Raw genomic sequence first — 20,522 nt, forward strand, 5'->3', positions numbered from 1 at the left:
CCTTTTCTTTTCTCTGATTTCACCCATGGCATTGATCGTTCACAAATACGGCGGTACGTCGATGGGCTCGACCGAGCGCATCCGAAACGTCGCCAAGCGCGTCGCCAAGTGGGCGCGCGCCGGCCACCAGATGATCGTGGTTCCGAGTGCCATGAGCGGCGAGACCAATCGCCTGCTGGGCTTGGCCAAAGAACTGGCACCGAGCAAACCGGGCGACGCCCACAACCGCGAACTCGACATGCTGGCATCGACCGGCGAACAGGCTTCGTCGGCGCTCCTGGCCATCGCGCTGCAGGCCGAGGGCATGGAGTCGGTGAGCTATGCGGGCTGGCAGGTGTCGGTGCGCACCGACAACTCGTACACCAAGGCCCGCATCGAGAGCATCGACGACACGCGCGTCATGGCCGACCTGAACGCGGGCAAGGTGGTGGTCATCACCGGCTTCCAGGGCGTGGACGACGCGGGCAACATCACCACGCTGGGCCGCGGCGGCAGCGACACCTCGGCCGTGGCCATCGCGGCTGCGATGAAGGCGCACGAGTGCCTGATCTACACCGACGTGGACGGCGTCTACACGACCGACCCGCGCGTGGAGCCCGATGCGCGGCGCCTGACCACCGTGAGCTTCGAGGAAATGCTCGAGATGGCGAGCCTCGGCTCCAAGGTGCTGCAGATCCGCTCGGTGGAATTCGCCGGCAAGTACAAGGTGCCGCTGCGTGTGCTCTCGAGCTTCACCGCATGGGACATCGACATCAATGAAGAGGCCAAGTCCGGCACGCTGATCACTTTCGAGGAAGACGAAAACATGGAACAAGCCGTCGTATCCGGCATCGCATTCAACCGCGACGAAGCCAAGATCTCGGTGCTGGGCGTGCCCGACAAGCCGGGCATCGCGTACCACATCCTGGGCGCCGTGGCGGACGCCAACATCGAGGTGGACGTGATCATCCAGAACCTGAGCAAGGACGGCAAGACCGACTTCAGCTTCACGGTTCACCGCAACGAATACGCCAAGACCATCGACCTGCTGCAGTCGAAGGTCATGCCCTCGCTGGGCGCGACCGAGATCGTGGGCGACACCAAGATCTGCAAGGTCAGCATCGTGGGCATCGGCATGCGCAGCCACGTGGGCGTGGCGAGCAAGATGTTCCGCGTGCTGAGCGAAGAGGGCATCAACATCCAGATGATTTCGACCAGCGAGATCAAGACCTCGGTGGTGATCGACGAAAAATATATGGAATTGGCGGTGCGCGCGCTGCATAAAGCCTTCGATCTGGATCAACCGGCTGTCTGACAGTGGCATAATCTCGGCTTCTTTCAGGAACTGTGACCGAGTGGCCGAAGGTGCTCCCCTGCTAAGGGAGTATGGGGTGTAGAGCCTCATCGAGGGTTCGAATCCCTCCGGTTCCGCCAGTTGAGGTTTTGGAGCAATCCAGAACCTTCCGAATAAGCCCCGTAGATCGCTGATTTACGGGGCTTTTTCTTTGCCTGCGTCTCTCCGGCGATTCGGCACTTTCCAGCGCTTTCCAGTTCGAGCTACCGGCAGCGGGTGCCCGCGCTGTTGGATTCCGCCGATCTCTGACCCTAGATTTCCATTGAATACTGACCCACCCGCTTTGTGAGCCTGAAGGCTTCACGGTGTAGTGCTTGGTGTTCTCCTTTTTAGGTTGAGTGTGTGGATCTGCCGCAGATTGCGCCGCTGTTTGCGCGATTTGGTTGCCTCGATCGCGAGCCAGGTCGCGAGCTTCTCGGCATAGGGATCGAGCTTGCTTGAGCTCTCCCGCTTGGCGTAGCGCGGCATTTCTTCGCCCGCTCGCAGGTACTTCTTTACGGTGTTGCGAGACAGGCCTGTAGGCCTGGCTATCTCGCGGATGGACATCTGCTCGCGCAGGGCCCAACGTCTGATGACACTCAATGTCGCCACGTCTATCACTCCTAGGATCCCCTGCTTTAATAATGAGCAGGGTAGGGTTTTACGTGGGTCAGTCTTAGACGGAATTACTGCGTTAGCTGGGTCAATTTTCGACGGTAAACAACAGCGCACGCTTGACCAGTTCGACGAGATCCTCGAGGGCAAGTAGCGGCCTCTTACGAGCATCGGATAGCGGCCTCACAGGCGCGAGCGATCGAGCTACGGGCGAATTACCTTGACTGTTCGGTCGCAGAGAAATGAGGTGGCCCCGCGCCGCTGGATGATCCGAAGATCTGCAGGCAGCTCTGACTGCCGCGTGTTCACGACTCCAGCGTAGCCGGCCGACTGCAAAGCTGGATGCTTGAACTCAGCTGCAACGTCAGGGCGCTCGACTTTGTGGGCCGGATAGATCGTCGCGCTTCCATCTGGTCGCACCAGTGCCAGCGAGACCGCGTCGTTCGCAATGCCCTTCGAACCAGACACCACCGCCCAACCGGTGACTTGCAGGAGCGCGGCGGCAGCGGTGTACGACTGTCTGCCGGGCTCCGCTGAGTTGATGCTGTCGATGTTGCAATCGGTCGCCCGATGCAGGCCCGCGAGGGAGTCCATACGCTGTGGCGCGGGAAACAACATTTCTTCGACGGACCCGTCGGCACTCACGGGCAGCCTAAAAAACTTCACCTCGACCGAGTTTTGCCATGTGAAGCGGGTTCCGCTGTCGCCAGTTATCCCGAATTTCACGGGCATCCGATGGCCCAGATAGGCCTTCCAATTTGGCGACTTGAGCAAGGCAAAGTCTGTGACGTTTGAAATCGTCGGCGCAAGAACGAAACCGGATTGGCCCATGCCTGCGATGTAGCGGTAGGTTTGCGACTTTCCGTCCGGGTAGACCGCGACGAGATGCAACTGCGGAGACTTGAACGCAATGGCCGCAATCTTGCCGATTGCCGTCGGTCGCACATCGATCTGAACGAACATCGGCGCGTCCAATGTGGGCACGTCGACCAACTCGCCCATTCGCATCGTGCGCGTCGAAGCCGCAGGGCCCAAGTCGAACATCGAGGCTGATGTGTCTCGGGAAAGCACAGCGTAAGCGCCCGCGATCTGTTTCACACGGTATTGGTTGAGCAGGATCGGCCAGCTGGCGCCGTCATCGATGCTTGGATAGCGTTGATCGATCGGAGCGACAGTAAAGAAAGCGTGATCAGGGCCGGCGGTGCGAAGGTGATCTGCATTTCTGCGAGCAAGGCCTTCCGTATAGGCGGAGTAACTTTGCAAAACTGGTCGCGGCGCCCAGGTGTTGCCACTGGCAAGCAAGACGGAAAGGTCGGTCGGATAGAGATCGGTTGTGCCGCTCAAAACCGGCAGCGGGTGCGCAGCTCGAATGCCCGAATATGCGAGTTCCAAGGCGTGATCGAGCAGGTACCGGCCCTTGAAGCGGTTCCATATTCCCGTGGCACCGCTTTTAACCGCTGAAGGGAAATTCCCCGCGAGTGCAGTTGGTGTCACCGAAGTAATGCTCGACGCGATGAAGACCCAGGTAAGGACTGCGGTCCCGAGCAGAATGGCGGTCCTGCGGCCCGGCGACCACAACAGGCAGAGAAGCGCCACAAAAACAGTGGCGAACGCTGCGGAAATGGCGTGGCCGTCGTGGCGCACGAAGCCGGCCTTGAAACAAAGGAAGAAAAAGAGCGTTGTTGCGAACAAGGTCACCCAGGGATACGGCGTCTTCACTTTCCAGACCGACCACAAGAGCAGTAGCGAGCACAGCGCATAGACGCCTACGTCGCTGACGGGCCCGAGCATCGACATGGCATCTGTGTACCCGGAAATGATGGGCGCCTGCGCGATGAAATAGGTGGGTAGATTGGCTATTGCCTGTCCGGAGGCGGCCCACGCCATCAGCAACGCCGAGACGAAGACTGCCGCGCTGAGCACCGCCAGAGCCATGGATTTGCGGCAAAGCACTGCCACCGTGGCTGCGCTGCAAAACAACACAGTGGGGATCGTGTTCCCCTTCGCGATCAGCAGCAAGGCCATTGCGGCCATGCCGAGCAGCAGCGACGCCGTATACAGGACTCGCTCCGATGCGGGCTTGACGCTTGCGAACAAAACCAGCAGCGGCAGACCTACGAAGATCGGGTCCATCGTGGTTTGACTGACCAAGAACGGCAATGCGAGCAACCATGATTTGCGCGCGGCGCCGGCGATGGTTCGGAAGCACAGAAACACCGAGACCGCAATCAAGAGCGACCCTGCCAGCATCGCGTTATCTGTCGACGGGAAATACTGCTTCGTGTAAACGGCCGCCCATGGTCCTAGGGTGAAGTTGATGTCAAGCCCGAACTGCAAGCCCTTCCCGACCGCAAAATTTATCGCGTGCATCCACGATGAATCGAGGGTGCCATCGGGAAAGCTCGCGGAGAAGGGAACGAGCACCAAGACGGTGAGGATGGCTGCAATCCACATGGCGAGTGTTGCCGCCGCGGCTCGGGCTTCGATCACTCGGGTCGTGTCGTTGTTCTTATTCATCAGCTTCTAATTTTCTGCAGTCACAGCCGGTCGGCTGGCGGCGGCATTCTCTCAGCCGTTTTGCACGGTCAGCCTTGGCACTCCTTGCGTGAAGGCCAATCGCAAGATGCAGGGTAGGCCGATGGTAAAAATTTGATCGCGGCTCGAAGGTCGCGCCAGCGCTAAAGTTTTCAATCCCTCCGTGCCGCCAAGCTAAAGCGCCGCGGCGCCGAGTACGACGACATGAAAGCGCAGTTGACCGAGCATCTGCTCGCCGAGGCCATTCGCCGCTTTCCGCAGCTCCAAGGGCGCGTCGCGCCCACCGAGCTGGCCACGCCGCTGAGCTTCAATCATTTCCTGAATCGCACCCGGGGCAATTTCATGGGCTTCGAACAGACGCCGCGGCGTTTTGCCCAGCGCTGGATGGGCGCACACGCACCGGTCAAGGGGCTGTACTTCAGTGGCCAGGACGTCACAGCAGCGGGTGTCAGTGGTGCAATGGTCGAGGGCTGGTGGCTGCCAGCGCCTCCCGGACTCGGCAACTCACTGCGCCAGCGCAGCCCCTTCCCCCAGATAGCTGCGCAGCCCCGCCAGATCGAGCACTTCCACGCCCCCGTGCTCCACCCGCAGCAGCCCCGCGCGCTCGAGTTCGTGCAGCGCCCGGTTGGCGCGCTGGCGCGAGACGGCGGACAAAAGGCCGATCTCGTCCTGGCTCAGCCGCACGAAGCTGCTCGTCTTCGGATAGAGGAGGGGATCGAACAGGCTCGCCAGGCAACGCGCCACGCGCGCATCGGGCCCGAGCAGCCGATCGAATTCCATGAGCCCGATGAACAGGCTCAGCCGCGCGTTGATGTGCAGCAGAAGAAAGCGGTTGAAGTCCAGGTTCGTGGACACCAGGCGCTCGAAGGTGTGGCGCGGCACGCAGGCCATGCGCGTGGGCCGCATGGCCACGCCGTCGTAGCGCCACGGGCCGGGCTTGAGCAGCGAGCCTTCGCCGGCCCAGCCGCCGGTGGTCACGCCGGTGAAGGTGGAGATGCGGCCATCGGCCAGCGACACCGACATCTTCACCAGACCTTCGATCACACCGAGCCACAGGTCGGCCGATTCGCCGCGGCGCAGCACGAACCCGCCGGCCGGCACCTCGCGCTCGTGCGACTCGCGCACCACGCGGTCGAGCTCCCCGGGCGAAAGGGTCTGTGCCCACAGGCTCTCGCGGAGCATGGTTTCCATGGCGTTCGACGACATACGTGCTTCCCTCGCTCGCTTGCTTTTCAGCTGGCTGGCTTGCTCACTCCTCCATCTCCGCGGGCCTGCATGGAAAGGCCTGCGGAGCCGCGTAAGGAATGTCTTTGAAACGACATCTTCGGCGAAACGATCATGACATATTGACTCCTGTTCGCCACAACCAGAAGACAGGAGACAAGGATGGAACATCCCGAATCCGGCACGGTCCCCACGCATGTGCCGCGCCAAGACGAACCACCCGGCATGCGCCGGCGCGACCTCCTGGGATACGCGGCGTCCGCGCCGTTGGTTTCAGCCGCCGCCGTCGGACTTGGCGGGCTGGCCGCCCCCTCGTCGGCCGAGGCCGCGATCCTGCCGATGACGCCCCCCGACACGACCGACCTGATCGACATCGGCGATGCGGTGACGCTCACCGCGTTGCCGACGATGCCGCTGGTCAAGGTTACCAACGTGGCCAACGGCCGCGTGCGGCTGGAGCTCCCGCGCCTGGAGTCGGGCCAGGGCATCGCCACGGCCGCCGCGATGATGCTGGCCGACAAGCTGCGCCTGCCGCTGAGCGCGATCGAGGTGGGCTCGGCCGATGCCAGCCCCGAGCTCGTCTTCAACCAGCTCACCGGCGGCTCGTCGAGCGTGCGGTCGCTGCATGCAGGCATGCCGCTGCTGGGCGGTCTGGGTGGATTGCTCTCGGGCAGCGCGAACGCGGTGGTCGGCCAGCGCACCACGCGTCTGGACGCGCTGGACATCGTGACCGGGCGCAAGAAGTTCTCGATGGACCAAGCCGTGCCCGACGCGATGCCGACCATGGTGTGCCGCCCGCCGACCATCAACGGCAAGTTCGTGCGCATCAACAACCTGAACACGGTGACGGCGATGCCGGGCGTGCTGGGCATCGCGCCGATTCCCGCGACCAACGGCATCGTGCCTACGCCGCCCGGCGTGGCGGTGATGGCCGAGACCTTCGGGCAGGCCTGGGCCGCGGTGAATGCGCTGGACGTCACCTGGACCGCTGGGCCCGTCGCGGGTGAGTCCAACGCCAGCATCCAGCAGAAGCTCAAGAGCGCGCTGCTGCCGTTCCTGCTGCCGCCGCTGGGGGCGCTCACGGTCGAGGGCGAATTCGAATTCGCGGCCGTCTCGCACTGCCCGATGGAAACCGAATGCGCCATCGCCGATGTGCGCGCCGACCGGGCCGAGATCTGGTCCGGCCTGCAGAGCCCGATCGTCACGCAGCAGGCCATCGCCATCGAGCTGGGCCTGCCGCTGGACAAGGTGAAGGTGCACGCGGTGCCCTCGGGCGGCTCCTTCGGGCGGCGGCTCTTCTGGGACGCGACGCTGCAGGCGGTACAGGCCTCCAAGGCGCTGGGCCGGCCCTGCCGGCTGATGTACCACCGCACCGACGACATGCGCCACGGCCGCGTGCGCCCGCCCATGTTCCACCGGGCGCGCGCCACCATGCTGCTGGGCCAGGTCATCGCGTTCGAGCAGCGGATTGCCGGCGTGCGGCTGGACACGCGGCACGGCTTCGGCGAGATGCTGGGCGCGGCGGCCATCGCGCTGCCCAACGGCTTTCCGCAGACGGTGGGCAACTTCGCCATCGAGCAGGTCATGTTCAAGACGATGGTCACCTCGCCGTACAACTTCGGCGTGACCACCAAGCTGCTGACGCCGGTGGCGATGGACATGAACACCTGTTCGTACCGCTCGGTGCACATCCAGCCTTCGCGCCTGGTGGAAGAAATTTTGGTCGACGACATGGCGCGGGCGCTGCGCAAGGACCCGATCGCGTTCCGCCTCGAATACCTGCGGCTGCCCCGCGCACGCAAGGTGCTGCAGGCGGCCGCTGCCGCGGCGCAGTGGGGCAAGGCCATGCCGGCAGGCTTCGCGCAGGGCGTGGGGGTGCACCAGGAGTCCAAGTCGTTCACGGCCTGCATCGTCGAGATCGATGCGCGGGTGCCGACCGACGTCAAGGTCATCCGCGCGACCATCGCCATCGACGTGGGCACGCCGATCAACCCCTCGGGCATCGAGGCGCAGATGCAGGGCGGCCTGTGCGAATCGATCTCCATCGTGCTCACGGCGGGGCTGCACATCCAGAACGGCCTGCCGCTGGAGGGCAGCTATTCGCAGTACCACTTCGCGCGCATGAAGAACTACCCGAAGGACGTGAAGGTCATCATCATGCCGGCCAGCACCGGCGAGGCGATCGGCGGGCTGGGCGAGGTGGGCCTGTCGGCCAGCTCGGGCGCCATCGCCAACGCCTACGCGCGCGCCACCGGGCGAAAGCCACGCAGTTTTCCGCTGAACTTCCCGGTCGATTTCACCCCCATCCCCCCGGGCAAGCTGCCCACGCCGGTCGTCGTGCCGGTCCCCGCCTGAGGAGCCCGCCATGCCCGTGCAATCTTTCAAGGTGAACGGCAGCAATGTCGATGTCGAGGCGCCCGACGACATGGCGCTGCTCTGGGTGCTGCGCGACAAGCTCGGCATCACCGGCCCGAAGTACGGCTGCGGCATCAACGTGTGCAAGGCCTGCACCTGCCACGTGGACGGCAAGGCGGTCACCACCTGCTCCACGCGGGTGGCCGACGTGCGCGGACGGCAGGTGACGACCATCGAGGGGTTGGCCAACGGCAACGTGCTGCATCCGGTGCAGCAGGCCTGGATGAACCTGGACGTGCCGCAGTGCGGCTTCTGCCAGCCGGGGCAGATCATGGCGGCGGTCGACCTGCTGCGGCGCACCCGCAATCCGACCGATGCCGACATCGATGCCATCGAGAACGTGTGCCGGTGCGGCACCTACGGACGCATCCGCGAAGCCATCAAGGCGGCGGCCGCGATGATGGGGTAGCGAAGAGGCGTTCGCCGGCAGAGCGGCCATGCGATACACGTTGAGGCGGTGCGGAGACATAATTGTTAACTAATGCACACGTCTCCCGTTGCCCTTGGCCGCCGACCCGTCAGCCAAGGCTGGCGGCGGATGGGCCGATGGATTGCGAACCTGTGCATCGTGCTGCCGCTCGTCGCCTCGCCTTTGGCGCGCGCCGTCGAACCACTGGCGGCGGAGGCACCACAGCCCGATGGCGCCGTCCACATCACCCGCGCCGAACTGCTCATCGTGCCCGGCACCGGCTACACCGCGCCGCCGCTGCACGCCGAGGATGCACGCCTGCCCGACGACGGATGGCAAGAGATCAGCCTGCCGCACACGGCCGGGCGTGAACTGGTCCCCACGCCGGAGGGCGGCGTGCGAACCCTCACCGACTGGTACCGCATCGACCTGACCGGGCTCGCGCCCTCGGCGCAGCAGCGCCTTCTTTATCTCCCGCGCTGGAAGACCCTGGGCCACATCGCGGTGTACGGCGACGGGGTGCTGCTCTATCAATCGCACGGCAGTCCCATCCACAACGGCTACAACCATCCGCTGCTGCTGTCGTTGAACGCGGCGGCCGGTACGCCGTCCCCTGTCACGGTGCTGATCCGCGTCGATCGCCTGCGCAGCAGCGGCAGCGGTTTCTCGACGGTGTGGGTCGGCGACCAGGACTCGCTGATCTGGCGCTACCAGGCGCGCCAGTTGCTGCAGGTGCAGCTGCCGTTCATGGGCAGCGCGGCGTTCCTGGCGGTGGGTGCCTTCGCCTTCGCGGTGTGGCTGGGCAAGCGGCGCGAACCGCTCTACCTGCTGTTCTTCGCGATCTCGGCGCTCGCGTTCCTGCGGACGGTGCATTACTACGCGGGCGGCAGCTACCTCCCGATTTCGGACGAGCTGTTCGAATGGATGACCGTGGCCTCGCTGATCTGGCTGATCGTCGCCATCCACCTGTTCCTGGAGCGCCTGCACCAGCAGCCCTCGCCGTGGCTGACGCGCTCGTCGGTGGCGCTGGCCACGGGCTGCAGCATCGCCACGCTGCCGCACCTGTCGCCCTCGATCGCAAGCCTCTACCTCATCACGCCGCTGCTCAACCTGGCGGTGCTGCCCGTCGCGGTGCTGATCTTCGCGGTGAATCTGCGCAAGGCATTGCGCGCGAAGTTGCCCGAGGGGCGGCTGGTGGCGGGCTGGACGGTCTTTGCCGTCACGTTCACGTCCTACGACGGGCTGTTGCAGAACAACCTGGTGAGCCCGGAGAGCGTCTACACCTCGCCCTACGCGATCATCAGCCTGTTCTTCGTCTTCTCGTACATCATGTTCGAGCGCTACACCGGCGCGTTCGCCGAGGTGGCGCGGTTGAACAAGGGGCTGGCGCAGCGCCTGCAGGCGCGCGAAGAAGAGCTCGAGCAAAGCTACCAGCGGCTGCGCGTGATCGAGAACCAGCAGATGCTCAACGCCGAGCGCCGGCGCCTGATGCAGGACATGCACGACGGCCTGGGCTCCTCGCTCATCAGCGCGATCCGCTCGGTGGAGCGGGGCGCCATGAGCGACGCCGAAATCTCCGACGTGCTCAAGGGCTGCATGGACGACCTGAAGCTGGCGATCGACTCCATGGAAAGCGTGGACGCCGACCTGCTGCTGCTGCTCGCGACCCTGCGCTTTCGCCTGGCGCCGCGCATCGAGAGCGCCGGCGTCGCGCTGCGCTGGGAAGTGCAGCCCGTGCCCGAGCTGCCCTGGCTGGATGCGGGCAGCGCGCTGCACATCCTGCGGATCATGCAGGAGTGCATTGCCAACGTGCTGCGCCACACGCGGGCCACCACCATCTCGTTCAGCACCGCGACAGTGGGCGAGGGCGTCAGCGTCGTGATCGAGGACAACGGCGCGGGCTTCGACGTGGAAAAGGCCCTGCAGCGAAGCGGCCGGGGGCTGCGCAACCAGCAGCAGCGTGCCACGGCGATCGGCGGCACCGCGAGCTGGGAATCCGGCAGTGGCGGCACGCGCTTCACGCTCTGGCTGCCGCTCCAGCGCAAGGCTGATACCGAGAAGGCTGCGCGGGCGTCCTGAGCCTTACTTCGTGGCCGGCGACGGCTGGGACAGCACCCAGCTCGCCAGCACCCGCGCGTCGGCCTCCGTGACCAGGCTCTGCCGCGGCATGATGACCCGGCCCCACATGCCGACGCTGCCGTTGCGGATCTTCTCGGCCAGGCGCGGCGGCGCTTCCGGATCGGTGCGATAGCGGTCCGCGATCTGCGCGAAACCCGGGCCGACCTGCTTGTGGACGAGGCCATGGCAGGCGATGCAGCCGTTTTTCCGCAGCAGGTCCATCACGGCCGCGGGAGGTGCGGGTGGTGCGGTCTGGGCGAGGGATGTCGACGCGCCGCAACAGATCGACAGGAGCGAGCACACGGCAGGAATCGAAAACTTCACGGGGACTTTGGTTTGCAGCCCGTAGAGGGCGGAGAAACGCATGGTCGCATGCCCTTGCATCGGTCGTCGTTCATTCGCGACAAGTCGATTCAAGAGTAACTATATGTATGGTTAAATCCGCGGAACTATCGCGAAAGAGGACGAGGGAATCCCATGAAGCTGTTGCTGAGCATTGCGTTCGCCGCTGTCGCCCTGATGGGCTGTACCGCCAGGGCGCCGCTGGTGCCGACCGAACCCGGCACGGGCTCCGGACTCACCTACGTGCCCCTGGTCGCCATGGAAGGCGTGGACAAGGTGCGCTACGACAGCGACGTGCAGGCCTGCCGCACCGCCGCCACCCGCATCACGGCGCGCAGCGAAACCGGTGACGCCATGTGGCTGGCGCTCGGTCTCGGATTGATTACCGTGCACGGCCAGGGCATCGTGGCCGCCGCGTCGTACACCGGCATCAGTGCAGCGGTCATCGACTGGAACGGTCGCCCGACCTCGGAACTCATGGCCGAGCACCAAGAGATCGCCATCGTCCACTGCATGGCCAAGCGCGGCTATCGCAACCTCGATCCGGACGTGCGCGACACCTTCTACGGTCACACCTTCGATCCGGTCGTCGCCGCCAAGCCGCGCCGCACGGGCATCGACACCTACAACGTCGAATCGCTGGCCAAGGCCGGTCGTTGCAACGTGCAGCCGCGCGCCGAACTCACGGCCAAGGGCCCGGGCTTCGAGTCGTACAACGTGCCTTGCGAAAACGGCGGCACCTGGGCGGTGCGCTGCGAATTCGGCAAGTGCCGCGTGCTGGCGCAGGCGCCGGTGCGCCGCTCCTGAGTCTTTTCAACCCAGCTAACGGCCGGCGTCATGCCGGCCTTTCTCTTTCTGGCTCAGCGCCAGACGTAGTGCCCCGGCACCCGGCGGCCATGCTCACGGTGCGCCGGCACCCACACCTTGTGCTTGCGGTGATGCGGCGCCGCGTGCGGCCGGTCGTAGCCGGGGCCATGACGCATGGGCTGGGCCATGGCTGCACTCGAGAGCACGCAGGCGGCGAGAACGAAGAGTATCTTTTTCATGTTGGAGTCCTTCGGGTTGATGAATGCACCTCAAGCAGGTACGGCATGAACCTTAGTTTGCGGCGGTGCACGGCTTCGTAGGCCTCCGGACACTTTACAAACAGGACGTTGCAGCGGCACGACGCCGCTGCAACCAACGGCATCGTCCTACTTGACGATCATTCCCTTGAGCGCCGGGTCCGGCGGCGGGGCCTTGAACTTCATCTGCCGCAGCGTCTTCATCAAGAGCTGCGCAATCATCAGGTTGCGGTGCCGCTTGCTGTTGGCCGGTATCACGTACCAGGGCGCATGCTCGGTCGAGGTGGCCGCCAGGGCGTTCTCGTAGGCGCGCTGGTAGGCGCTCCACTTGGTGCGCACTTCCAGGTCGCCCATGCTGAACTTCCATTGCTTGCCGGGCGTGTCGATGCGCGCCTGCAGGCGCTCGCGCTGCTCGTCCTTGTCGATGTGCAGCATGCACTTGACGACGACCGTGCCGGTCTCCACCAGCAGCCGCTCGAAGTCGTTGATCTGCGCATAGCGCCGCTTGGTCTCGGCCTTGTCGATCCAGCCTTCGACCACCGGCACCAGCACGTCTTCGTAGTGGCTGCGGTTCCACACCGCGATCTCGCCGGTGCGCGGCACGACGGCGTGGCAGCGCCAGAGGTAGTCGCGCGCCCGTTCCTCTTCGGTGGGCGCCTTGAAGGCCGCCACGCGCACGCCCAGCGGGGAGGTGCGCGAGAACACCCAGCGCACCGTGCCGTCCTTGCCGCTGGTGTCCATGCCCTGCAGCACCAGCAGCACCTTGCGGCGGCCTTCGGCGTGCAGCAGGTTCTGCAGCTCGTCGAGCTCCACGGCCATCGCATCGACCTCTTCGCGCTGCGCCGCTTCGTCGCCCTCGCAGAAGGCGGTGTCGCCGGGGTCGATGTGCGAGAGCTTGAACTTGCTGCCGACGCGGTATTTCTTGAAGCTGGCCATGAACCGGAACTCCGTGAAGAAGGAAAGCCGACAGCCTAAGCGATCAGAGATCAGCGCTCGGTATCTTCCGGATCGATCGAGGCGCTCCAGCGGTTGTCCCATTCGGCGTGGCGCACCGCGCCGTCGAGATCGCGCCGGTCGCGCTTGGTCGGGCGCCCCTGCTCGATGGCCAGGGCCGGCTCGCTGCCCATGCGGCGTTGCTCCCGCAAGGCGGCCTGCGCGGCGATGCTCTCGGCTGTTTCTTCGTAGAGCAATTGAGCAACGGGCGCCGGCCCGCGCTGGCCGCTGATGCCGCGCACCGTCACGGTCCGCGTCTGCACGCCCAGGCGCATCGTCACCGTGTCGCCGGCCTTCACTTCGCGCGAGGCCTTGGCGACGTCGCCGTTCACCTGCACCCGGTTCTTGCCGATTTCCTCCGCGGCCAGCGAACGCGTCTTGAAGAAGCGTGCGGCCCAGAGCCATTTGTCGATGCGCAGACGTTCCAGAGAGGATTCCATAGATCAGGAATTGTGCCGCCACAGCGGCAGATGCACGACGGCGTCCAGCCCGATGACCCTGGCGGTGTTGTCCTGCGCGGTGCGGTTCTCCAGGTCGATGCGCCCGTCCAGCGCCAGCACGATCTCGCGGCAGATCGCCAGCCCCAGCCCCGAGCCGCTCGACGTGCTGCCCGCGGAGAAGGGCGCGAAGAGGCGCAGCCGCAGCTCGGGCGAAATGCCGGGCCCTTCGTCGCGCACCGTGAGCACCGCCTGGCCCTCGGCGGCCCGCACGCTCACCGACAACGCCGCACCCTGCGGGCTCTGCTTGATCGCGTTGTGCAGCAGGTTGCGCGTGAGCTCCTGCAGCATCCACTGGTGCGCGCGCACGGCCACCGGTTCGTCGATGGCCAGTTCGAAATCCAGCGCCTTGTCGGCCACCAGCGGCGACAGGTCCAGCACAATGTTGCGCACCACGTCGCCCAGATCCAGCGTCACCGACTCGGGCTGCTGGCGCAGTTGCTCCACCTTGGCGAGCGAGAGCATCTGGTTGGCCAGCATCGTCGCGCGCTCGACCGTCTGGCTGATTTCGCCGAAGGCCTGCTCGGGCGCCACGTCGCCGCGGCGCGCCGACTGCACCTGCGCCTTGAGCACCGCGAGCGGCGTGCGCAGCTGGTGGGCGCTGTCGCGCACGAAGCGCTTCTGGTGATCGAGCAGCCGCTGCAGCCGGCCCATCACCTCGGTGGTGGCGTCGATCAGCGGCAGCAGCTCGCGGGGCGCATCGGGCGCGTCGATCGGCGAGAGGTCGTCCGCCGGCCGCTTCCCGATGGCTTCGCCCAGCTCGCGCACCGGGCGCGTCGCGCGGTGCACCACGAACACCGTGACGCCCGCGATCACGCCCATCAAAAGGAGCTGGCGCCACAGCGTGTCCAGGAGCAGCTTGCGCACCAGCGTCTCGCGCAGTTCGAGCGTCTCGGCCACCTGCACCACCGCCATGCCGCGGCCGCGGGCGCTCGCCACCGGCTGCAGCAGCACCGCGACGCGAACGGGTTGCTCGCGGAATTGCGCATCGTAGAAATCGACCAGCGCCGCGTAGGCACTGCGGTCCGGAATGCGGCCGCGCCAGAACGGCAGCTCGGCAAAGCCCGAGATCAGGTCGCCGTTGAGCGCGGACACGCGATAGAAGAGCCGGCTTCGGTTGTCGGCCTCGAAGGCCTCCAGCGCGGAGTAGGGCACGATCGCGCGCAACTGCGCCTTCTCGTCGTAGCCTTCCACGTCGAGTTGCTCGCCGATGGTCTTGGCCGAGGCGAGCAGCGTGCGGTCGTAGGCGGTGGTGGCGGCCGCAAGGCTCTGGCGGTACAGGCTCACGCTGTTGATCACGATGAACACCGCCACCGGCGCGAGGATGCCCAGCAGCAGCCGCGCGCGCAGGGAGGAGACATGCCTCATGCGGCCTTCATGTCTCGGGCCGCAGGAGATAGCCCAGGCCCCGCATCGTCATCAGCACGGCGCCCGTGCCCGCGAGCTTCTTGCGAAGGCGATACACCACCACCTCGATGGCCTCGTATTGCACGTCGGTCTCGCCCGGGAACACCAGCTCGAACAGGCGCTCCTTGGTCACCGCATGGCCCGGCTTCATCATCAGCGCCTTCATGAGCGCGAGCTCGCGCGGCGTGAGCTCCAGCAGGTCGGCACGGTTGTAGATGGCGCCGTTGTCGGGCTCGAAGCGCAGGCCGCCGATCTCCTGCGGGTTCAGGCCGTTGTCGGGTCCCGCGCTCTGGCTGCGCCGGCGCAGCGCGCGGATGCGGGCCTCCAGCTCGTCCAGGTCGAAGGGCTTGGGCAGGTAGTCGTCGGCGCCGGCGTTCAGGCCCACGATGCGGTCGCCCACCGTGCCGCGGGCCGTGAGCAGCAGCACCGGGGTGCGCAGCCCTTCGGCGCGGGCCTGCGCGAGCACCTGCAGGCCGTCCAGGTTGGGCAGGCTCAGGTCGAGCGCCACCACGTCGGGCTCGATGGCGCGCCACTGCGCCACCGCCTCGGCCCCGTCGCCGCACACGCGCACGTCGATGCGGCGGCGGGCGAGGGCGCGCTGCAGCGTGACCTGCATCGAGGGATCGTCTTCGACCAGCAGCAGCTTCATACGAGGGTCATGCGGGAAATGGGGGGACGGCGCAATGGATACTTTGGTGTTTTCCCCAGTCTGGCGGACAGCCAACTGACAGCGGGGCGGCGCATGATAGCGGCTCAGGCCTGAGTCAGGTTCTTTCAGGTTCCTTCAGGCTCCAGCAACTTCCTTTCAGCCCCTCCGGAGACAACCACAATGCGTCGCGATACCTTTTTGAAGTCCCTGGCCGCACTGGCCGCCGCCGGCGCGCTGCCGCTCTCGGCGCGTGCAGCAGCCAACGTCAAGATGATGATCCCCGCCAACCCGGGCGGCGGCTGGGACACCACCGGCCGCGCATTGGGCAAGGCGCTGAGCGACGCCAAGGTGGCCGACACCGTCACCTACGACAACAAGGGCGGCGCCGCCGGCGCGCTGGGCCTGGCCCAGTTCGTGAACGGCTCCAAGGGCGATGCCAACGCGCTGATGGTCATGGGCTCGGTCATGCTGGGCGGCATCATCACCGGCAAGCCGCCGGTCAAGCTGGAGCAGGCCACGCCCATCGCGCGCCTGACCACCGAATACAACGTGTTCGTGCTGCCCGCCAATTCGCCCCTGAAGACCATGAAGGACGTGGTCGACCAGCTCAAGAAGGATCCGGGCAGCGTCAAGTGGGGCGGCGGTTCGCGCGGCTCCACCGAGCACATCGCCGCGGCCATGATCGCGCAGAAGGTCGGCGCCGATCCGTCCAAGATCAACTACGTGGCCTTCCGCGGAGGCGGCGAGGCCACCGCCGCCATCCTGGGCGGCAACGTCACGGTCGGGGGCAGCGGCTACAGCGAATTCGCCGAGTACATCGCCGCCGGCAAGATGAAGGCCATTGCCGTCACCTCCGCGCAGCGCCTGCCGGGCATCAACGTGCCCACGCTCAAGGAGCAGGGCATCGACGTGGAAATCGGCAACTGGCGCGGCGTGTACGGCGCCCCCGGCATCTCGGCCGAGCAGCGCAAGGCGCTGACCGACATGGTGCTGGCCGCCATGAAGAGTTCGTCGTGGGCCGAGTCGCTCAAGAAGAACGACTGGACGCCGGCCGTGCTGTCGGGCGACGCGTTCGCCAAGTTCGTGGACGACGACTTCGCGAGTCTCCGAGCCATCATGACCAAGTCCGGCATGGTCTGACGCGCACACCGCGCACCACCTGCCTGCCGAATGGCACGCTGTCCTCGCAAGAGACGACAGCGTGCCGTTTTCAAATCCAGCACCACATTCCGGGAGCAAAAAATGACAACTCCAGATTCCTCGGTCTCGCCGCCTGATGCGGCGGCGCAAGCGGCGGCAGTTTGGCCGCAAACCCTCGTCGGCGCGGGCGTGCTCGTCACCGGCCTGGCGCTCGCCTTCGGTGCCATCGGCATCTCGTCCGAAGCCGGCTATGGCGGCGTCGGCCCCAACTTCCTGCCCTGGATGGTGTCCGTGGTGCTCGTGCTCTGCGGCGGCTGGATTCTCTGGGAAGCGCGCACCGGCGGCTTTCGCGAACTCGACGCGCCCACGGGCGCCGACCGCGCCTACTGGCCCGGCTTCATCTGGGTCTCGGCGGGCCTGCTGCTCAACGCGGCGCTCATCACGACCCTGGGCTTCATCTTGAGTTGCACGCTGTGCTACGTGCTGGCCGTGCAGGGCCTTCGCCGCGCGAGCGGGCAGGCCGGCGTGAATGCGCCGCGCACCTTCGCCATCGATTTCGTCACCGGCGTGCTCATCGCCGCCCCGGTGTTCTGGATGTTCACGCAGTTCCTGGCCATCAACCTGCCCGGCCTCACAACGACGGGGTGGCTCTGACATGGAAATCTTCAACGCACTCATGGCGGGTTTCGCCACGGCGATCACCCCGATCAATCTTCTCTGGTGCCTGGTCGGCTGCGCCCTGGGCACGGCCGTGGGCGTGCTGCCCGGCATCGGCCCGGCGGTGGCGGTTGCGATGCTGCTGCCGATCACCGGCAAGGTCGACATCACGGCCTCGATGATCTTCTTCTCGGGCATCTACTACGGCGCCATGTATGGCGGCTCGACCACCTCGATCCTCTTGAACACGCCCGGCGAAACCGCCAGCATGGTGACGGCGATGGAGGGCAACAAGATGGCCAAGAGCGGCCGGGCGGGCGCGGCGCTCGCCACCGCGGCCATCGGCTCCTTCGTGGCCGGCACCATCGCCACCGTCATCGTCACGCTGTTCGCGCCGTTCGTGGCCGAGTTCGCGGTCAAGCTCGGGCCGCCCGAATATTTCCTCTTGATGCTGCTGGCCTTCACCACGGTGAGCGCGGTGCTCGGCAAGAGCACGCTGCGCGGCATGACGGCGCTGTTCGTGGGTCTTGCGGCCGGCTGCGTGGGCCTGGACCAGATCTCCGGCCAGGGCCGCTACACCGGCGGCGTGCCCGAGCTGCTCGACGGCATCGAGATCGTGCTGGTCGCGGTCGGCCTGTTCGCGGTGGCCGAGGTGCTGTACGCCGTGCTCTACGAAGGCAAGGTCACCGAAGGCCAGAACAAGTTGAGCCGCGTGCACATGACCAAGCGCGACTGGAAGCGCTCGATCCCCGCGTGGCTGCGCGGCACCGCCATCGGCACGCCGTTCGGCTGCATCCCGGCCGGCGGCACCGAGATTCCGACCTTCCTGAGCTACGCGATGGAAAAGAAGCTCGCCAAGGACAAGGACGCCAAGGCCGAGTTCGGCACCACTGGCGCCATCGAAGGCGTGGCCGGCCCCGAGGCCGCCAACAACGCCACGGTGACGGCCGCGCTGATCCCGCTGCTCACGCTGGGCATTCCGACCTCCAACACCACCGCCATCCTGCTGGGCGCGTTCCAGAACTACGGCATCCAGCCGGGTCCGCAACTCTTCACCACCTCGGCCGCGCTGGTCTGGGCGCTGATCGCCTCGCTCTACATCGGCAACGTGATGCTGCTGGTGCTGAACCTGCCGATGGTGGGCCTGTGGGTCAAGCTCCTGAAGATTCCGAAGCCCCAGCTCTACGCCGGCATCCTGATCTTCGCGACGGTGGGGGCCTACGGCATGCGCCAGAGCGCGTTCGACCTGTTCCTGCTCTACGCCATCGGCCTCCTGGGCGTGGTGATGCGGCGCTTCGATTTCCCGACCGCCCCCGTGGTGGTCGGCATGATCCTCGGGCCGCTGGCCGAAGCGCAGCTGCGCAACGCCATGTCGATCGGCGAGGGCAGCGCGGTGGTGTTCTTCCAGCGTCCGATGTCGATCGTGCTGGTGATCATCGTGGTGGCCGTGCTGGTGCTGCCGCGCCTGGCCAAGCGCATGAGCGAACGCAAGTTGAAGCGCCTGGCGCAGCTGGACGCCTGACCCTCTTTCGTTTCTTTCTCTCCAGGAATGCCGCGGTGCTTTTGCCCCGCGGCATTTTTGTTTGGCATGCCCGGGTCCGCCCCAGCGGGCAACCGCTGGCGCACCGTGGCGGCTGTCCGCCCCCCGCCTGATGCATTTCGTCGCAAGTCGGATGCGCCGCGCGGCGTGCGTTCCTAGAGTCCCGCACCAGAAGACGCCGCCCGTCTTCCCCGGATGGAACCCAACGAAAGGAACTCACCATGGAACGCCGTCACTTCGCCCGCTCGATCCTCGCCGCCGCGGGTGCCATCGCACTGGGCGCAAAAGCGCAGGAGGCCAGCCCGGCCGCTGCCGCATCGCCCGCACCGGCAGCCCCTGGCCTGAAGCCGTTTCTCTTCGAGAAGGACGAGACCTTCTGGTACGAGACGCTGCGCTCCTTCGGCCACATCGCCTATGGCGGCGCGGATTTCGGCGAGGTGGTGGTCACCGCCCAGCGCATCCGCGGCGGCGACTACGACAGCTGGCACGACGAATGGTGCCTCACCGCCGACCGGGTGGCCGCCGAGGCCGAGAAGAGCCTGGCCGCGGGCCACGCGGTGAGCGCGCGCGATGCGTTCTTTCGCGCTTCCAACTACTACCGCAGCGCGGAGTTCTTCCTGCACGGCAACCCGGCCGATCCGCGCATCAACGCGGCGTATGAGCGCAGCGTCGCGTGCTTTCGCGCGGCCGTGCGGCTCACCGGCGGCGCGATCGCGCCAGTGCGCATCCGTTACGAGAACACGACGCTGCCGGGCTACTTCTATCGCGCTGCGGGAAACGGTGGCAAGGGCGGCAAGCGCCGGCCCACGGTCGTCATGCACAACGGCTTCGACGGTTCGGTCGAAGAGATGCACTACGTTGCCGCCGCCGCGCTGGCCGAGCGCGGCTACAACGTGCTGAGCTTCGACGGCCCCGGCCAGCCCGGCCCGATGCACCGCGAAGGCCTGGTTCTGCGGCCCGACTGGGAGCATGTGGTCGGCCCGGTGCTCGACCATGTGCTGGCGCGGCCCGACGTCGATGCCAGGCGCGTCGCGCTGCTGGGCAACAGCCTGGGCGGCGTGCTGGCGCCGCGCGCAGCAGCGTTCGAGCCGCGCATCCGCGCACTGATCGCGCTGGACGGCATCTACGACATGAGCGAGAAGACGCTGCCGATGTTCGGCGGCCAGCGCGAAGTGGCGCGCCGCGTGCTCACCGCGCCCTCGGCGCCCGACATCGACAAGGCACTCGCGCAGGTCGCCGCGCACGATGCGCAGGCGCGCTGGGCCTTCGGCCACGGCGCGTGGGTCACCGGCAAGGGCACGGCGCGCGGTTATCTCTCGACGCTGCTGGACTACAACGTGGCCGACGGCGTGGCCGAGCGCATCCAGTGCCCGACGCTGGTGTGCGCTGCCGCCAACGACATGTTCTTCAAGGGCCAGCCCGAGGCGCTGTATGCGCACCTCACATGCCCGAAGACTTTTCTCGCGCTCGACGACACCCTGGGTGCCGGCGCGCATTGCCATGCGGGGGCGCAGCGCCTGGCGATGGCGCGCATCGGCGATTGGCTCGATGCGACGTTCGCGGCTTGAGGCTGGGCTCCCTCTCCCGCGAGCGGGAGAGGGGGCA

Annotated in this window: 17 protein-coding genes, 1 tRNA gene and 1 pseudogene; 10 read left to right on the top strand and 9 right to left on the bottom strand. The window is 66.2% G+C overall.

The window, feature by feature from the left end:
• Positions 1-25 precede the first annotated feature (25 nt).
• Entirely contained in the window at positions 26-1,294 is a 1,269-nt protein-coding gene (locus tag ACZYRS_RS15525) for an aspartate kinase (protein WP_463419966.1), read from the top strand.
• Between the two features lie 26 nt (positions 1,295-1,320).
• Positions 1,321-1,413 (top strand) — tRNA-Ser (locus ACZYRS_RS15530).
• A gap of 262 nt (positions 1,414-1,675) precedes the next feature.
• Here the strand turns inward: ACZYRS_RS15530 and ACZYRS_RS15535 are convergent.
• The 3 genes and pseudogenes from ACZYRS_RS15535 to ACZYRS_RS15545 form a co-directional block, all read right to left on the bottom strand.
• A pseudogene (locus tag ACZYRS_RS15535) lies at positions 1,676-1,933 on the bottom strand (helix-turn-helix domain-containing protein); the annotation flags it as partial.
• Positions 1,934-2,131: 198 nt separating this feature from the next.
• On the bottom strand, positions 2,132-4,444 hold the full coding sequence (locus ACZYRS_RS15540; RefSeq protein WP_463419967.1) for a hypothetical protein: 2,313 nt from the start codon (positions 4,442-4,444) through the stop codon (positions 2,132-2,134).
• A 522-nt stretch (positions 4,445-4,966) separates the two neighbouring features.
• Positions 4,967-5,668, bottom strand: coding sequence for a Crp/Fnr family transcriptional regulator (locus ACZYRS_RS15545; RefSeq protein ID WP_463419968.1), 702 nt, complete (start codon positions 5,666-5,668; stop codon positions 4,967-4,969).
• A gap of 180 nt (positions 5,669-5,848) precedes the next feature.
• Between ACZYRS_RS15545 and ACZYRS_RS15550 the strand changes: the two genes are divergently transcribed.
• The 3 genes from ACZYRS_RS15550 to ACZYRS_RS15560 all read left to right on the top strand — a co-directional run bounded on the left by ACZYRS_RS15550 (position 5,849) and on the right by ACZYRS_RS15560 (position 10,589).
• A complete protein-coding gene (locus tag ACZYRS_RS15550) occupies positions 5,849-8,041 on the top strand; it encodes a xanthine dehydrogenase family protein molybdopterin-binding subunit (RefSeq protein WP_463419969.1) in 2,193 nt (730 codons plus the stop codon).
• Positions 8,042-8,051: 10 nt separating this feature from the next.
• Positions 8,052-8,510 (top strand): (2Fe-2S)-binding protein, encoded by a 459-nt coding sequence (locus ACZYRS_RS15555; protein WP_013541876.1) that lies wholly within the window; start codon positions 8,052-8,054, stop codon positions 8,508-8,510.
• A 129-nt stretch (positions 8,511-8,639) separates the two neighbouring features.
• The gene (locus tag ACZYRS_RS15560) at positions 8,640-10,589 is read left to right on the top strand and encodes a sensor histidine kinase (RefSeq protein WP_463419970.1); all 1,950 of its coding nucleotides are present in this window, start codon (positions 8,640-8,642) and stop codon (positions 10,587-10,589) included.
• Between the two features lie 3 nt (positions 10,590-10,592).
• Here ACZYRS_RS15560 and ACZYRS_RS15565 read toward each other — a convergent pair whose 3' ends face one another.
• Positions 10,593-10,994: a c-type cytochrome gene (locus ACZYRS_RS15565; protein ID WP_463419971.1), complete on the bottom strand. Its 402-nt coding sequence runs from the start codon at positions 10,992-10,994 to the stop codon at positions 10,593-10,595.
• Positions 10,995-11,105: 111 nt separating this feature from the next.
• On the opposite strand from ACZYRS_RS15565, the gene ACZYRS_RS15570 reads away from it, so the two are divergent.
• Complete coding sequence (locus ACZYRS_RS15570; protein WP_198787440.1) at positions 11,106-11,777, top strand: hypothetical protein; 672 nt, start codon at positions 11,106-11,108, stop codon at positions 11,775-11,777.
• A 53-nt stretch (positions 11,778-11,830) separates the two neighbouring features.
• Here the strand turns inward: ACZYRS_RS15570 and ACZYRS_RS15575 are convergent, their stop codons facing one another.
• The 5 genes from ACZYRS_RS15575 to ACZYRS_RS15595 all read right to left on the bottom strand — a co-directional run bounded on the left by ACZYRS_RS15575 (position 11,831) and on the right by ACZYRS_RS15595 (position 15,580).
• Positions 11,831-12,016 carry a hypothetical protein gene (locus tag ACZYRS_RS15575; RefSeq protein WP_198787441.1) on the bottom strand — a complete coding sequence of 62 codons (186 nt, stop codon included), beginning with the start codon at positions 12,014-12,016 and terminating at the stop codon, positions 11,831-11,833.
• Positions 12,017-12,163: 147 nt separating this feature from the next.
• Positions 12,164-12,970, bottom strand: a complete 807-nt coding sequence (locus ACZYRS_RS15580; protein WP_463419972.1) for a PPK2 family polyphosphate kinase — start codon at positions 12,968-12,970, stop codon at positions 12,164-12,166.
• 50 nt (positions 12,971-13,020) lie between these two features.
• Positions 13,021-13,455, bottom strand: coding sequence for an RNA-binding S4 domain-containing protein (locus ACZYRS_RS15585; protein ID WP_013541870.1), 435 nt, complete (start codon positions 13,453-13,455; stop codon positions 13,021-13,023).
• Between the two features lie 15 nt (positions 13,456-13,470).
• On the bottom strand, positions 13,471-14,892 hold the full coding sequence (locus tag ACZYRS_RS15590) for a sensor histidine kinase (RefSeq protein ID WP_463419973.1): 1,422 nt from the start codon (positions 14,890-14,892) through the stop codon (positions 13,471-13,473).
• A gap of 7 nt (positions 14,893-14,899) precedes the next feature.
• On the bottom strand, positions 14,900-15,580 hold the full coding sequence (locus ACZYRS_RS15595) for a response regulator (RefSeq protein ID WP_463419974.1): 681 nt from the start codon (positions 15,578-15,580) through the stop codon (positions 14,900-14,902).
• A gap of 180 nt (positions 15,581-15,760) precedes the next feature.
• Here ACZYRS_RS15595 and ACZYRS_RS15600 point away from each other — a divergent pair, with 180 nt between their 5' ends.
• From ACZYRS_RS15600 to ACZYRS_RS15615, 4 genes are all read left to right on the top strand, one after another.
• Positions 15,761-16,720, top strand: coding sequence for a tripartite tricarboxylate transporter substrate binding protein (locus ACZYRS_RS15600; protein WP_198787445.1), 960 nt, complete (start codon positions 15,761-15,763; stop codon positions 16,718-16,720).
• A gap of 102 nt (positions 16,721-16,822) precedes the next feature.
• A complete protein-coding gene (locus ACZYRS_RS15605; protein WP_463419975.1) occupies positions 16,823-17,374 on the top strand; it encodes a tripartite tricarboxylate transporter TctB family protein in 552 nt (183 codons plus the stop codon).
• 1 nt (position 17,375) lies between these two features.
• Entirely contained in the window at positions 17,376-18,899 is a 1,524-nt protein-coding gene (locus tag ACZYRS_RS15610; RefSeq protein ID WP_198787447.1) for a tripartite tricarboxylate transporter permease, read from the top strand.
• A 239-nt stretch (positions 18,900-19,138) separates the two neighbouring features.
• Positions 19,139-20,485 carry an alpha/beta hydrolase family protein gene (locus ACZYRS_RS15615; protein ID WP_463419976.1) on the top strand — a complete coding sequence of 449 codons (1,347 nt, stop codon included), beginning with the start codon at positions 19,139-19,141 and terminating at the stop codon, positions 20,483-20,485.
• Positions 20,486-20,522: the final 37 nt, after the last annotated feature.

The sequence above is a fragment of the Variovorax sp. AC194 genome (assembly GCF_979257995.1).